The 14,471-nt window shown below is 63.6% G+C and carries 14 protein-coding genes; 6 read left to right on the top strand and 8 right to left on the bottom strand.

Annotated features, from left to right (window positions below; translation table 11 throughout):
- Positions 1–85: 85 nt before the first annotated feature.
- Complete coding sequence (locus LK12_RS13300; protein ID WP_039285333.1) at positions 86–1,390, top strand: FAD-dependent oxidoreductase; 1,305 nt, start codon at positions 86–88, stop codon at positions 1,388–1,390.
- A 99-nt stretch (positions 1,391–1,489) separates the two neighbouring features.
- Here LK12_RS13300 and dnaN read toward each other — a convergent pair whose 3' ends face one another.
- Positions 1,490–2,608, bottom strand: a complete 1,119-nt coding sequence (gene dnaN / locus LK12_RS13305) for a DNA polymerase III subunit beta (RefSeq protein WP_039284501.1) — start codon at positions 2,606–2,608, stop codon at positions 1,490–1,492.
- Positions 2,609–2,825: 217 nt separating this feature from the next.
- Here dnaN and LK12_RS13310 point away from each other — a divergent pair, with 217 nt between their 5' ends.
- A complete protein-coding gene (locus LK12_RS13310) occupies positions 2,826–3,185 on the top strand; it encodes a hypothetical protein (RefSeq protein WP_039284504.1) in 360 nt (119 codons plus the stop codon).
- Between the two features lie 21 nt (positions 3,186–3,206).
- On the opposite strand, the gene fabG is transcribed toward LK12_RS13310, so the two are convergent.
- From fabG to LK12_RS13335, 5 genes are all read right to left on the bottom strand, one after another.
- Entirely contained in the window at positions 3,207–3,971 is a 765-nt protein-coding gene (gene fabG, locus LK12_RS13315) for a 3-oxoacyl-[acyl-carrier-protein] reductase (RefSeq protein ID WP_039285334.1), read from the bottom strand.
- 8 nt (positions 3,972–3,979) lie between these two features.
- Positions 3,980–4,582 carry a class I SAM-dependent methyltransferase gene (locus tag LK12_RS13320; RefSeq protein WP_039284507.1) on the bottom strand — a complete coding sequence of 201 codons (603 nt, stop codon included), beginning with the start codon at positions 4,580–4,582 and terminating at the stop codon, positions 3,980–3,982.
- A gap of 21 nt (positions 4,583–4,603) precedes the next feature.
- Positions 4,604–5,539, bottom strand: a complete 936-nt coding sequence (gene fabD / locus LK12_RS13325; RefSeq protein ID WP_039284509.1) for an ACP S-malonyltransferase — start codon at positions 5,537–5,539, stop codon at positions 4,604–4,606.
- A 134-nt stretch (positions 5,540–5,673) separates the two neighbouring features.
- Positions 5,674–6,213 (bottom strand): VOC family protein, encoded by a 540-nt coding sequence (locus LK12_RS13330; protein ID WP_231568344.1) that lies wholly within the window; start codon positions 6,211–6,213, stop codon positions 5,674–5,676.
- A 31-nt stretch (positions 6,214–6,244) separates the two neighbouring features.
- Positions 6,245–7,054 carry an LD-carboxypeptidase gene (locus LK12_RS13335; RefSeq protein ID WP_039284514.1) on the bottom strand — a complete coding sequence of 270 codons (810 nt, stop codon included), beginning with the start codon at positions 7,052–7,054 and terminating at the stop codon, positions 6,245–6,247.
- A gap of 54 nt (positions 7,055–7,108) precedes the next feature.
- On the opposite strand from LK12_RS13335, the gene LK12_RS13340 reads away from it, so the two are divergent.
- Positions 7,109–8,524 (top strand): glutamate ligase domain-containing protein, encoded by a 1,416-nt coding sequence (locus tag LK12_RS13340; protein WP_039284517.1) that lies wholly within the window; start codon positions 7,109–7,111, stop codon positions 8,522–8,524.
- A gap of 180 nt (positions 8,525–8,704) precedes the next feature.
- Positions 8,705–10,237, top strand: coding sequence for a globin-coupled sensor protein (locus tag LK12_RS13345; protein ID WP_039284521.1), 1,533 nt, complete (start codon positions 8,705–8,707; stop codon positions 10,235–10,237).
- 12 nt (positions 10,238–10,249) lie between these two features.
- Here the strand turns inward: LK12_RS13345 and LK12_RS13350 are convergent, their stop codons facing one another.
- Positions 10,250–11,197: a DUF808 domain-containing protein gene (locus LK12_RS13350; protein ID WP_039284524.1), complete on the bottom strand. Its 948-nt coding sequence runs from the start codon at positions 11,195–11,197 to the stop codon at positions 10,250–10,252.
- Between the two features lie 252 nt (positions 11,198–11,449).
- On the opposite strand from LK12_RS13350, the gene LK12_RS13355 reads away from it, so the two are divergent.
- Positions 11,450–12,274 (top strand): flagellin N-terminal helical domain-containing protein, encoded by an 825-nt coding sequence (locus LK12_RS13355; protein WP_039284526.1) that lies wholly within the window; start codon positions 11,450–11,452, stop codon positions 12,272–12,274.
- A gap of 147 nt (positions 12,275–12,421) precedes the next feature.
- Here the strand turns inward: LK12_RS13355 and LK12_RS13360 are convergent, their stop codons facing one another.
- A complete protein-coding gene (locus LK12_RS13360; protein ID WP_039284529.1) occupies positions 12,422–13,090 on the bottom strand; it encodes a glutathione S-transferase in 669 nt (222 codons plus the stop codon).
- Positions 13,091–13,206: 116 nt separating this feature from the next.
- Between LK12_RS13360 and LK12_RS13365 the strand changes: the two genes are divergently transcribed.
- Positions 13,207–14,451 carry a polyhydroxyalkanoate depolymerase gene (locus LK12_RS13365; protein ID WP_039284532.1) on the top strand — a complete coding sequence of 415 codons (1,245 nt, stop codon included), beginning with the start codon at positions 13,207–13,209 and terminating at the stop codon, positions 14,449–14,451.
- Positions 14,452–14,471 lie beyond the last annotated feature (20 nt).

The following is a 14,471-nucleotide window of genomic DNA, read 5'->3' on the forward strand; positions in this document are numbered from 1 at the left end:
CGATTTCACTTGCTTAAGCCCTCCCGCCCGTGCTTGCTTGGCTTTCATCGGAAGGAAGCCAGAACGGCTGAAGGGAGACATTTTCGTGCGGCACATAGCAATCGTCGGTTCGGGACCGGCCGGCTACTACACTGCTGAAGCAGCCCTGAAGCAATGGGGAGAAGATGTCCGCGTCGACATCTTCGACAGTCTCCCGGTTCCGTTCGGCCTGATCCGCACCGGCGTCGCTCCCGATCATCAGTCGATCAAGGGTGTGTCTCGCCGTTACGAAAACACGGCGCTCAGCGAAAATGTCCGTTTCGTCGGCAACGTAACCATCGGCAAGGACATCTCCATTGCCGAACTGCAGGACCTCTACGACGCCGTTGTTCTCGCCACGGGTGCGCCCAACGACCGCAAGCTCGGCCTGCCCGGCGAAGACCTGCCCAATGTCTTCGGATCGGCGTCCTTCGTCGGCTGGTACAACGGCCATCCGCACTTTGCCGACCTCGACCCGGCTCTCAGCCATGACACGGCCGTGGTCATCGGCAACGGAAACGTGGCTCTCGACGTGACCCGCATCCTCGCCAAATCGCAGGAGGAATTCGAAGGATCCGACATTGTGGCGCATGCACTCACCGCGCTCGACGCCTCGCAGATCCGGCGTATCGTCATTCTCGGTCGCCGTGGTCCGCACCAGATCGCAATGACGCCCAAGGAACTGGGCGAACTCGGCCATCTCGCCCGGGCCAGTCCACGGGTCGATGCGGCCGACCTGCCCGACGAGGCGGAAGATGCCGGCCTGGACCCGGGCCAGCGCAAGTCGGTCGGCCATTTACGCGCCTTCGCTGCGGCTGAACCGTGCGAGGATCGCGACGTCGTCATCGAATTCGACTTTTTCGCATCCCCCAGGGCCATCATCGGCAGCAAGCGGGTCGAGGAAGTGGAAATCGAGCGTACGCGGCTTGAAAATGGCAAGGCCGTCGGCACCGGCGAAACCTATCGCATCCCGGCAGGTCTGGTGATCGCCTGCATCGGCTACCAGACATCCAAGATCCCCGACGTCCCCTATGACGACAGGGCCGGACACTTCGCGAACGAAGACGGGCGTATCGCTCCGGGCCTCTATTGCGTCGGCTGGGCCCGACGCGGCCCAACCGGCACCATCGGCACCAACCGTCCCGACGGCTTCGCCGTCATCGAGAAGATCGCCGAGGATATAGGCGATGGCGCAGGCAAGGCAGGACGGCCCGGCTTCGACGCACTCGCCGAAAAGCGCGGCGTCGAATACGTCAAGTTCACCGACTGGCAGAAGATCGACAAGGCGGAAGTCGCCAATGCCCGACAGGGGTCGCCGCGCGAAAAGTTCGTCGCCGTCGAACACATGATCGACGTGGTCAGCAAGGACTAGCCGCCGGCGACCGACGCCCTGACCAGGATCGCCAACGCCTCTTTAGAAAAGAACGCTACCGTTCAAGGCTAGCCGGGTTCGTCCCCGGCGATGCAGCCCTTACACGCGCATCGGCATCAGCACGTAGAGCGCGGGGCTCTTGTCGTCCTGACGGATCAGCGTCGGCGCGCCGGCGTCGGCAAGGTGGAGTTCCACCGAGTCGCCTTCGATCTGGCCGAGGATGTCCTTGAGATAATTGGCGTTGAAGCCGATCTCGAAGCCATCCGCCTGATACTGCGCAGGGACCTCTTCGGCGGCAGTCCCGTTGTCGGGCGACGTGACCGAAAGCGTCACGCGGTCCGGCTCGAGCGCCATCTTCACCGCGCGGGTCTTTTCCGTGGCGATCGTCGCCACGCGGTCCACACCTTCGAAGAAGCTGCGTGGATCGATCCTGAGCAGCTTGTCGTTGCCGGTCGGGATCACGCGGGTGTAGTCCGGGAAAGTGCCGTCGATCAGCTTGCTGGTGAGCACGACACCATTTTCGCCGCCCAGCGTGAAACGGATCTTGCTGGCGGAAAGGTCCACCAGAACGTTGGTGTCGAGCGCCTCTTCAAGCAGCTTGCGCAGTTCGGCCACGCACTTACGCGGCACGATCACGTCGGGCATGCCCTCGGCGCCATCTGGGCGCTTGATGGTGAAGCGGGCGAGACGGTGGCCGTCGGTCGCCGCGGCCTTGAACTCATCGTCAGCGACATGCAGGAAGATACCGTTGAGGTAGTAGCGCGTTTCCTCGGTCGAGATCGCGAAGCGCGTGCGGTCGATCATCTGCGCCAGCGTGGCGGCGGGAATCTCGAAGCTGGTCGGCAGTTCGCCTTCCGCGATCACCGGGAAGTCGTCGCGCGGCAGCGTCGGCAACGTGAAGCGACTACGGCCGGCCTTCACGATCATGCGGTTTTCGGCCGCGTCCAAGCTGACCTGGCTGCCTTCCTGCAGCTTGCGGGCAATGTCGAACAGCAAGTGCGCCGATACGGTGATCGCGCCCGGCTGATCAACCGAAACCGCGCCGAGCGTCTCGATCACCTGGAGATCGAGGTCGGTCGCCATGATCTTGACAGCACCGCCGGCGGAAGCCTCGATCAGAACGTTCGAAAGGATAGGTATGGTGTTGCGCCGTTCGACAACCGACTGCACGTGGGACAGACAGCGCAGAAGCGTGGAACGTTCGATTGTGGCCTTCATGACAGCCTCGGGTCCCCCTTGGTAGGCCTGGGATGCTTACGATCCCGAATACAGGACAGATATCTCTAACGCGGCCATGGCGTGCGGCAAGCGCGATGTGCCTGCAAAACCGCGAATCTGGGGATAAAATCGTGGTTTAATGTGTTATCCCCCGGGGTGCGGAACGTCCGCGGCGTGAACATCTCGCGAACGGACGGAACTACGGGAGACGAGACACTTGGTCGAGAATCTTCACATCCAACGGCAGGACGCCGAAGGCAACCTTACCGCCATCACGTTGGAGGAATGGGCCGAAGCCGTAGGTCGTATCGACGGCATCCGGATGGCAACCGGCGATGCCGCCGCAGCCAACCCGCTGACGGAAGACGTCGTCACCCTGCCCAACCGCGGCGGCGACGCCGAAGTCTACCGTCAGGACTGCCAGACATGGATGCGTACCATGTTCTGGACACCGGAGGGCACGATCCGCTTCGCAGCCCCGGAGAGCAAGGACGACACGATCCTGCCGCTGGCCGGCAAGCTGGCCAGGGAACTCGATGCCGGAATCTATGACGAAAGCGGCAAGGCCCACGCCTGAGCCTTACCGCCAGACCTTTTTTCAGACCATCACCATGCCGCCATTCACGTGGATCGTCTGGCCGGTGATGTAGCCGGCTTCCTTGCTGGCGAGGAACACGGTGGCAGCGGCGATGTCCTCGCCCTCGCCCATGCGGCCGGCGGGAATCTTGGTGTTGAGCGCTTCCTTCTGCGCATCGGGCAGCACATCGGTCATCGCGGTGCGGATGAAGCCCGGAGCGACGCAGTTCACCGTGACGTTGCGGGTCGCCAGTTCCTGCGCGAGGCTCTTGGACATGGCGGTGATGCCGCCCTTGGCCGCGCAGTAGTTCATCTGCCCCGGATTGCCGGTGGTGCCGACGATCGAGGTGATGTTGATGATACGGCCGAAGCGCGCCTTCATCATCGGCTTGGTCACAGCCCGCATCAGGCGGAAGGTGGATTCGAGGTTCACGCGGATCACCGCATCCCATTCCTCGTCCTTCATCCGCATGGCGAGATTGTCGCGGGTGATGCCGGCATTGTTCACGAGAATATCGATCTTGCCGAGCGTATCGAGCGCGGCCGGGACCAGTTTTTCGACCTGCTCGGGATCGGAGAGGTTGCAGGCGATGGCGACGTGATCCACTTCCTGCAGGTGCTGCGGCGTGTGCTCGTCGAGCTCGTCTCGGAACACGCGCAGCTTCTCGGCATTCGAGCCAGAGACCACCAGACGCGCGCCCTGGGCGGCCAGGCCGCGCGCGATCGACGAACCGATCCCGCCCGACGCGCCGGTTACCAGGGCCGTCATTCCGTGAAGGTCGAACATGCTCATTCCTATTCTCCAGGCTTTTTCGCGAGGAATTGAACGACCGCACTGCGGCCATGATGATATTTGCCCTCGTTGACTTCGCGCACCGTCTCGGCTGCGTGAATGATCTCGAGGTCCTTGAAATCGTCGAGCAGCATGGCTCGGGTGAAAGTGCGTTCAAGCTGGTCGCGCGGTGGCCCGCCAACGCCGGGATAATCGTACTTGTCCGGCGTGTAGGCTTCCAGAAGGAGGGTGCCGCCCGGCGCAAGGGCATTGACGATCCGTGCATGGACGGACCGGCGGAGATCAGGTGGCAGATGGCAGAATACGGAGACGATGCTGTCCCAAGCGCCCTCGCCCATGTCGTAGTCGACGAGATCGGCAACTTGCGTGGCGATCGACACGCCGCGATCCTTCGCCAGTTCCCGGGCCTTTTGCAGACCCACGGGTGACTGGTCCATCGCCGTGACATCGAATCCCTGCCCGGCCAGCCAGACCGCGTTGCGCCCCTGCCCTTCGGCAATGCACAGGCAGCGCGCGCGCTTCAGATCTCCCACGCGTTCGCGAAGGAAATCGTTGGGTTCGGTGCCGTAGGCATGACCCGGCTCGCTGAAACGCTCATCCCACATGGCCAGAGCTTCTAGACGCGATCAGAGCGCCTTGGCCAGCGCCTCGACGTCTTCCATCGACAGGGCCGCCGTCACGTCGACTTCGCCTGCGGACCGCTTGATCATCGGGCCGACGACCTTGCCGCCGAGCTCGACGAAGCTCTCCACCCCGGCGTCCTTCATGGCGATGGCACTCTCGCGCCAGCGGACGCGGCCGGTGACCTGTTCGACCAGCAGGCGCTGCACTTCGGCAGGGTCCGTCACCACGCTCGCCGTGACATTGGCGAAGAGGGCAACGCGCAGTGTGCCCGGACGCGTCTTGTCGAGGGCTTCGGCCATCGCTTCGGCGGCGGGTTGCATCAGCGGGCAGTGGAACGGCGCGGAGACGGGCAGCAGCATGCCGCGCTTGATGCCGTGATCCTTGACCATGGCAACGGCGCGCTCGATCGCTTCCTTGTGGCCCGACAGCACGACCTGCGTGGGATCGTTGTCGTTGGCGACCGTGCAGACCTGGCCTTCGGCTGCCGCTTCGGCAAGCGCGGTGGCCTTTTCGATGTCGGCACCCAGCAGCGCGGCCATGGCGCCGACGCCTACCGGAACGGCAGCCTGCATCGACTGGCCGCGCAGCTTGAGCAGACGCGCCGTGTCGGCAAGGCTGAAGGCTCCGGCAGCACAGAGCGCGGTATATTCGCCCAGCGAGTGACCGGCGACGAAGTCCGCCTTGTCGGCCAGCGCGATGCCACCTTCCTTTTCGAGCACGCGCAGTACCGCAATGGCATTGGCCATGATCGCCGGTTGGGCGTTTTCGGTCAGGGTCAGCTGATCTTCGGGACCGTCCGTCATCACCTTGAAAAGGTTCTGGCCCAGAGCGTCATCGACTTCCTCGAAAACCTCGCGGGCCACGGCACTGGCCGCTGCGAGTTCGGCACCCATGCCGACTTTCTGGCTTCCTTGTCCCGGAAATACGAATGCTCGCATTGTTTATGTCCTCCATCCTCGCGGGGGTTGGCGACCCTCGTCCCTTGGCGGAACCTGTCCAGACGAGGAAAGCGGCAGCGCTTATTGCTCTCGCGGCCCGAGGGCAAGCCCCGTGTAGCAATCGTTAACCAGCTTCAGCCCAAGGCGATATCCCTCAACACGCCCTGCGACATGTCTCCGGCACTGGCGCGCACGAGCGCATAGAAGTCGGTCAGGGCCGGTAGCGGGGCATAGAGTTCGAGCATGTGCCCGTAGCGCTGCACGGTATCGACGAAGACATAGCGGAAGCCGTCGTTCATCGTTGCATCGAGCGCGATGTCGTGGCCCTGCGCCTTCCAGGTCTCCGCCGCCTCCGCCACGTCCTCGACGAACAGGGCAACGTGGTGCAGCCCCGTCCGCCCCGAGCCCTCGGGATAGACATCGTGAAAGGCCGAGGGGCCGGGATTGTTTTGCTGGCAGAACTCGATCATCACCTCGCCCCACTGGCCATAGGCGCTGGAGTGATCGAGCGGCCGCTCCACGCCGCGATGGACCGAACGCATGAGCGGGATGTTGTCGGCCACGAAATAGGGACCGGACCCGAATGCCTCGGCATGCGCCTGCGCGGCTGCGCGGATATCGGGCACGAAATAGGCGATCTGGCGGATCGGCAGGTTCAGCATCGTCTCTCTCATTCTTCTTTTCGAGACGATGGTGCGCCGGACGTCAGCCGAACGGAACTATCCTATTGGCTGAGTCGTGGCCGATATCGGCCTCGCCCAGAAAAGGAATGGCGTGGCGCTCGCACCAGTAGCGCGCGATGTCCGTAGCTTCGCTGCCGAACGGACGGTCGTTTTCCGGCACGTCGCTGACCCGGCCCAGTCGCAACCCGGCAACGCCGCCCAAATGTGCTGTCAGATGGAAGAACAGCCGATCCACCGCATAGAGATATTCAGAGACCTCCTCGACCATCACCACGTGGCCGGCCAGCCCCGGCATCAGTCGTGTTCCCCCCAGCATGGCGAGCGTCATCAGGTTGAAGGCGACGACGGGGTGTTTCTCTTGCGCCAGTGACGGTTCGAGCCCCGCGCGGTCTCCCGAAAGAAAGGCCAGTGTCCGGCGGATCGCCTCTTCGCCCCCATCGCGCCGAATATCGGCCAGCATGGGCGCATGGACTGGCTTGCCGATCCGCTCGCGGTAGAGGCCGCCGAGCATGTATCCGCCGTCCGAATAGCCGAGGAACAGCTTGTCCTGCGCTGCATGGGTCAGGCGCGCAATCGAGTCTTCGGCTATCCGGCAGGCCCCATAGCCGCCGCGCGCGAACCAGACGGCGTCCACCTGCGGATCGTTCGCGCATTCGAGGAATGCCGACAGGCGCTCCTCGTCGCTGCCGGCAAAGTGCCCCTGCGTCGCGAAGCACTGCGGATGGATATCCAGCGTCAGGTCGGGAAACTCAGCGCCGGCGAGCGCCAGCACGCGGTCCGCGTCTTCGCGGGTGATCGGGGTGGACGGTGCACAAACTGCGATACGGGCCATATCCGCTTCCTATCGTGGTTGTCAGACGGAGCAAGGCCGCATACCGAAGCGGGCATGACGAACGCGCCCGCTCTCACCGATCACCCCTGGTTCTTCTGCGGCATCGGCGGATCGGGAATGCTGCCCCTCGCACTGATCCTCAAGGGACAAGGCGCGCAGGTCGCAGGGTCCGACCGCAGCCGCGATCAGGGGCGCACACCGGAAAAGTTCGCCTGGCTCGAAAGCCTGGGTTTCGAGCTGTTCCCGCAGGACGGCAGCGGGATGACTTCGGCGGACCAGACACTCGTTGCTTCGGCGGCGGTGGAAGACACCGTGCCCGAAGTCGTGCGCGCGAAAGACCTAAGCTGCGCGCGGATGAGCAGGGCCGAATTGCTGGCGACGCTGTTCAATGCGGCGCCCTTTGGCATCGCCATCGGCGGCACCTCGGGCAAGTCGACGGTAACCGGCATGATCGGCTGGATCATGACGCAGGCGGGCCGCGATCCCACCATCATGAACGGCGCGGTGATGAAGAACTTCGTCGCCCCCGATGCCCCCTTCGCCAGCGCGCGCGTCGGCAAGGGCGATGTCTTCGTATCCGAAGTCGATGAAAGCGACGGATCGATTGCGCTTTACCGGCCCAGGGTCGCCGTGCTGGGCAACGTCAGCCTCGATCACAAGAGCCTGGAGGAACTGCGCCAGCTCTTCGGCGACTTCGTGGCGCGCGCCGATGTCGCCGCGGTAAACCTCGACGATGCCGAAACCGCCGCCCTCGCCGCGCGGGCCAGGGCGCAGGTGACGTTCGGAATCACCTCTCCGGATGCCCAGATCGGCGCGGTCGATGTCGTGGAGAACCCGACCACCCTCACCGCCACCGTGCTCGACCGCCGCGACGGCAGCAGCCACGCACTGGCGCTCAAGGTCCCGGGCCGCCACAACCTCTACAATGCCCTCGCCGCCATCGCCGCCGCCAATGCCGCTGGCGTGTCGGTAGCCGAAGCGGTGGCCGCTCTCGGGAGCTTCGCAGGGCTCGCCCGCCGCTTCGACATCGTCGGCACAAACGATGCAGGCGTGACCGTGATCGACGACTTCGGCCACAACCCGGACAAGGTTTCCGCCACGCTGGCGACACTGAAAGCCCACCCGGGCCGGGTCATCGCCTTCTTCCAGCCCCACGGGTACGGGCCCCTGCGCCAGATGGGCGAGGAGTTGGCGGAAGTCTTCGCCCGCAAGCTGGGACCCGACGACGTCACGATCCTGTGCGACCCGGTCTACTTCGGCGGCACGGTAGATCGCTCCGAAGGCAGCGAGCGCATCGTCCGGCTGATCGAAGAGGCAGGCGGCCGTGCGGAATACATCCCTTCGCGCGAAGACTGCGGCCGCCGCATCGCCGAAATCGCGAAGGCGGGCGATCGGGTCGTGGTGATGGGCGCGCGCGACGATACGTTGACGGCATTCGCAGCGGGCATCCTTTCTCACGCCGCAGAGTGATTTCAAGCGCCGGTCACAGCAGGCAAACGGACGCGCATTTCCGTATGCCCGAACGCGACAGCTCGCTCCGGCAAGGGCTACAAAGCGGTAAATTCGGGACGAATACCTAGGGTTCGAGATACCTACGTTATCCAATGCCCGTCCTATTGACGCCTCGCCTAGCAAACGAGGACTCGTACATTGAAGCCGCCCCCCACCGACATTTCCGCCAAACTCCGCTCCTTCTCGCTGGATGCGGAGGATTTTTCCCGCTTCGAGGGCATCGGCAAATCCATCGAACGCCATGCTCCTAAGATTCTCGACCGGTTCTACGACGAGGTTCGCGCCGACCCCGCCCGCGCGAGCTTCTTTCCTTCGCGCCAACTCATGGACAGCGCCCGCTCGCGGCAGCTGAAGCACTGGATCGACCTCTTTTCGGGCTCGGTGAATCAAGCCTATCTCGACCGCGCCGAAAGGATCGGCCAGACGCACGCCCGCATCGGCCTGGAACCGGCGTTCTACATCGGCGGCTATGCCAGCATCCTTGCCGAACTGGTCGAGCGCGAACTGAGCCATTCCATCGGTGGCGCCCTTGGCAAGGCGAAGGCGCGCAAGATCGGTACGCTGATCAAGATGGCGCTGCTCGACATGGAGCTGGCGACGTCCGCCTATCTCACCGCCAAGGATCACAGTCGCGACGTTACCCTGCGCAGTCTTTCGAATGCACTGGAAGACGTTTCCAAGGGCGACCTGACGGCCGAACTCGGCGGACTGCCGAAGGAATTCGAGCAGATAGAACGCGATTTCTCGGTAATGCGCGAAAGCATTTCCGATGCACTCGGCGGGGTCGCCGCGACCTCCGAGCAAGTCAACGTCGGAGCTTCCGAGATCCGCAGCGCCAGCGACGATCTGTCCCGGCGCACCGAGAGCCAGGCCGCGGCCCTGGAGGAATCGGCAGCCGCCCTGAACCAGTTGACCTCCGGCGTTCAGACCGCCGCGCAAGGCGCCAGCCAGGTCAACCGGTCCGTCAGCGAAGCCGAAGCCGAAGCGCGCGAAGGCGGCAAGGTCGTCGAGGACGCCGTCGCGGCCATGGACGGCATCCAGAAATCCTCGCAGGAGATCGGGTCGTTCGTGAACGTCATCGATTCCATCGCCTTCCAGACCAATCTTCTCGCACTGAACGCAGGCGTAGAAGCGGCCCGCGCCGGCGATGCCGGCAAGGGTTTTGCCGTGGTCGCCACGGAGGTGCGCGCCCTCGCCCAGCGCTCGGCCGAAGCCGCCCAGAGCATCAAGGACCTGATCGGCGATTCCGAAAAGCAGGTCGAGCGCGGCGTCACGCTCGTTGGAAGAACCGGCGACGTGTTCAACCGCATCGCGGAAAAGGTCAGCGGCATCACCGGCCTCGCCGCCGAGATTTCCGAATTGTCACAGCAGCAGGCGGGACAGCTCAGCCAGGTCAACTCGGCTGTCAGCGACATGGACCGCATGACCCAGCAGAACGCGGCAATGGTCGAACAGGCGACCGCTGCAGCGCGCAATCTGGCACAGCAGGCGGAAGAGCTTGCAAGGCTCGTGAAGATGTTCAAGCTGTGCGGTACGCAACGCACGGCATTTGCTGCGCCCGCGCACGGCAGACCCGCAGGCCTTGCGTCAGCGCCGGTGCGGACCGCGGGGGCCCTCGCACTGAAGCCGGCAGCGATCCACGAAGCGGATAACGACTGGAGCGAATTCTGACCCCGGGCGCGGCTATTCGTGCGACTTGCTTCGCATGTGACCGATCACGTGCATGCCGACCGCGATAGCCGCGCCCAGCACCAGTCCGACGAGCGCGGATGCGGCGGCATAGCCGAGCCATCCGATCACGCCGCCAAGCGAACCGGTGGCCTCCGCGAGGCCATGCTCGATGCCATGGACGATGTGTGCGGGCTGGGGGAGGCCCAGTTCTTCCAGTCCATGCAGGATGATCCCGCCGCCGACCCACAGCATCGCCAACGTGCCGACACTGCCCAGCAACTTGAGCACGACCGGCATTGCCCTCAACAGGACTCGGCCAAATGCTTGCGCCGTTGCGCCGGGCTTGCGCGCCAGATGCAGCCCGACATCGTCCATTTTCACGATCAGCGCCACGGCGCCATAGACGCCCACCGTGATGAGGATGCCGACCAACGCGAGGGCGACGGCCCGCGTCAGCAGCGTGGTGTCCTCTACCTGGGACAGCGAGATCGCCATGATCTCCGCAGACAGGATCAGGTCCGTACGGATCGCACCCGACACGCGTGCAGCTTCGAAGCTGGCGGGGTCCTCGATCGGATCCTCCAGGGTCTCGCCATGCTTGGCGCCGCCCAGTTTCTCGATCACCTTTTCGGCGCCTTCGAAAGAAAGATAGCAGCCGCCCAGCATCAGGACGGGAATGATCGCCTCGGGCAGTAGCGCACTCAGGAGCAGAGCCAGCGGCAACAGGATCAGCAGCTTGTTGCGCAGGCTGCCCTTGGTGATCTTCCAGATGATCGGCAGTTCGCGGTCCGGCGTAAACCCGGTGACATAGCCGGGCGTCACCGCGGCATCGTCGATCACGACGCCCGCCGCCTTGGTGCCCGCCTTGGCAACGCCGGCCCCGACATCGTCGAGAGAGGCGGAGGCCGCGCGAGCAATGACCGAAACGTCGTCAAGAAGTGCAACTAGACCGGATGGCATGAACGCGTATTTCCCCGTGCCTGAAGGGCGAACAACAGGGCATGCGGAGGTTTTTTGCACCAATCAAGTGCCGCGACGCGAAACCTGCGAAATTGCAGGATTTTTCACCTCGATTGCTAACTGCCGGCGCTCGCGAGATCAGGCCGATTCATCCTGCGGCCTTAAACGGCCCGTGTTCCATCCGTTCTCCTCCTTGTCCGAAGGGCGCCCCCAATAGGCGCTCCGAAGCGACTGAAAACTGGGGAATTAATCATGGCTGTTATCAACACGAACATCAGCGCCATTCGCGCTTCGAATGCTTCCATCTTCGCCAACAAGTCTCTCGGCACCTCGATGGAGCGTCTTTCCACCGGCAAGCGCATCAACTCTTCCAAGGATGACGCCGCCGGCCTCGCTATCGCCACTTCGATGACTTCGCTCATCAAGGGCATGAACCAGGGCGTCCGCAACGCAAACGACGGCATCTCGCTCGCCCAGACAGCAGACGGCGCCCTCTCGGAAGTCACCAACATGCTGCAGCGCGTCCGCGAACTGGCTGTCCAGTCCTCGTCGGGCACCTACCAGGACGTTGACCGTGCGGCGATGCAGTCCGAAGTTTCCGCGCTGACGGAACAGATCGACGACGTGCTTTCGCAGACGACCTTCAACGGCAACACGCTGTTCTCGACCGCCACGGGCACCGATGTCACCTTCAATATCCAGACCGGCGCCAACTCAGGCGAGTCCGTTACGCTCACCTCCAAGGCCATCGACGGCACCAACCTCGACTCTTCCGCGCTCGACGTCTCGACTTCGACGATGGCGCAGACCACCCTCGACAACGTCGACAGCGCCCTCAAGGACGTGAATGCCACCCGCGCCGCTCTCGGCGCTGGTCAGAACCGTCTGGAATCGGCGATTACCAACCTCACCAGCAACGTGACCAACTTGTCCGATGCCCGTTCGCGGATCGAGGATGCCGACTATTCCCTCGAAACGACGGCCATGGCCAAATCGCAGATTCTCTCACAGGCTTCCACCGCGATGCTCGCTCAGGCCAACCAGGCCCAGCAGAACGTCCTGAGCCTGCTGAAGTAATCCCCAGCGAGACCACACCAGGTCCCGAAAGCACCCGGCGGGCATCAAGTCCGCCGGGTCACTTTCATTTTCGAGACACCGACGCGTGTTCCGCGACCACACATGGTCGGAACGCGCTTCCAACATTGGGCAGCATCGGCGAACGGATCAGAACTCGACGTCGAGTTCCTCCATCTCTTCAGGCTCGGCGCGCGCAGCAGCTGCCCATTCCTTCATCGGCTTCCACTCGGCGATGGTCTGGCAATAGGCCTCGCACGGTTCGGACAACGAGACAGCATAGGTAACGAAGCGGGTGGCCACCGGGGCGTACATCGCATCGGCGACGGTCGGCTCCTTCCCGAACAGGAACGGCCCCCCATATCTTTCCAGGCAGTCGGTCCAGATCGCTTCGATCCGTTCGATGTCGGGCCGCGCACCGGAAAAAACCGGAAAACTGGTATGGCGCACCTTAAGGTTCATCGGCAAAGCCGAACGCAGGTTGGTGAATCCCGAATGGATCTCCCCCGAAATGGACCGGCAGTGCGCTCGCGCGATCGTCTCGGCCGGAAGCATGTGCGCTTCGGGAAACTGTTCGTTGAGGAATTCCGCGATCGCCAGCGTATCCCATACGCTCGCCCCCATGTAGCTGAGGCGCGGAACCAGTACGGACGGAGACAACAGCAACAGTTCGGCCCGATTGGCCGCATCGTTGGCAACCTGTTGCTCGACCACCTCGAGCCCGGCGAGCTTGCACAGCAGCCAGCCGCGGAGCGACCATGCCGAATACGTCTTGCTGGAAATCGTGAGCGTCGCCCCGATCGCTTCATCGCCGGACATCGACTTCACCTCCGTTGCCGTCTTTTGCTTGCATCAGCTTATGATGCAGCGCAGCATGAATCCAGCCCAATCGATCCACCTTTCATGAATCGGGGCGGATTTGGCCGGTCGGAGGAATGTTGCACGTGCTCTATCAGGCATATCAGGCCTATTGTGACATGATGGCACCCGCGCGGATTACAGCACGCGCGGCCACTGGATTTCGCGATCGCTTCCTGGGCGATGCCGACAGCATGCCGTTCGCGCGCCGGTTCTTCGCGCTCGCCGAAGTGTTCGACAAATCCAAGATCACCCACAAGCGCCCGCCTTACGGCATTACCGAAGTGCTCTGCGGGAACGAGATGGTGGAAGTTCGCGAGGAAGTGGCGCTGGACATGCCTTTCGGCGACCTTCTGCATTTCGCCAAGCCGGAAGTCACTGTTCCGCAACCGAAAATTCTCGTCGTCGCGCCGCTCTCCGGCCACTTCGCGACGCTGCTGCGCAATACTGTCGAGACCCTGCTTAGCGATCACGACGTCTATATCACCGACTGGAAGAATGCGCGCGACGTGCCCTTGTCCGCAGGCGAATTCGGCTTCGAGGACTACGTCGACTACCTCATCCGGTTCCTGCAGGAGATCGGCGACCCGGCAGCCGGACGCGGGGCTCATCTGCTGGCTGTGTGCCAGCCTTGCGTCCCGGCGCTGGCTGCCGTCGCCGTGATGGCGCAGGACGACGACCCCTGCCAGCCGCGCACGATGACGCTGATGGGCGGCCCGATCGATACGCGCGAATCGCCTACCGTCGTCAACGAGCTGGCGACCGGCCAGTCCTTCGAATGGTTCGAGGCCAACCTGATCCAGACGGTACCGTGGCGCTACAAGGGCGCGGGACGAAAGGTCTATCCCGGCTTCGTCCAGCTCATGGCCTTCATGTCGATGAACATGGGCCGCCATGTCGGCCAGTTCCGCAAGCTCTACCAGCACATCGCGGACATCGAAGAGGCCGAGGCCGCCAAGATCATCGACTTCTACGACGAGTACCTCGCCGTGCTCGACCTCACCGCCGAGTTCTATCTCGACACCATCGACAAGGTGTTCCAGCGCGCGTTGCTCGCCAAGGGCGAACTGACGCACCGCGGCCGGACGGTCGATTGCGGCGCCATCCGCAAGACCGCGCTGCTCACTGTAGAAGGCGAACGCGACGATATCTGCGCGGTGGGCCAGACCGCCGCAGCGCACCTCCTGTGCACCAGCCTGCGCCCGCACCTGAAGCGTCACCACCTGCAGCCCGGCGTCGGCCATTACGGCGTGTTCTCGGGCTCGAAGTGGGAAAAGCAGGTCTATCCGCAGGTTCGCAATCTCGTCCTCGCGATGCACTGACGGGGGCGCCGGGCCGGATG

The sequence above is a fragment of the Novosphingobium malaysiense genome (genome assembly GCF_000802225.1).
GTDB classification, from domain to species: Bacteria; Pseudomonadota; Alphaproteobacteria; order Sphingomonadales; family Sphingomonadaceae; genus Novosphingobium; species Novosphingobium malaysiense.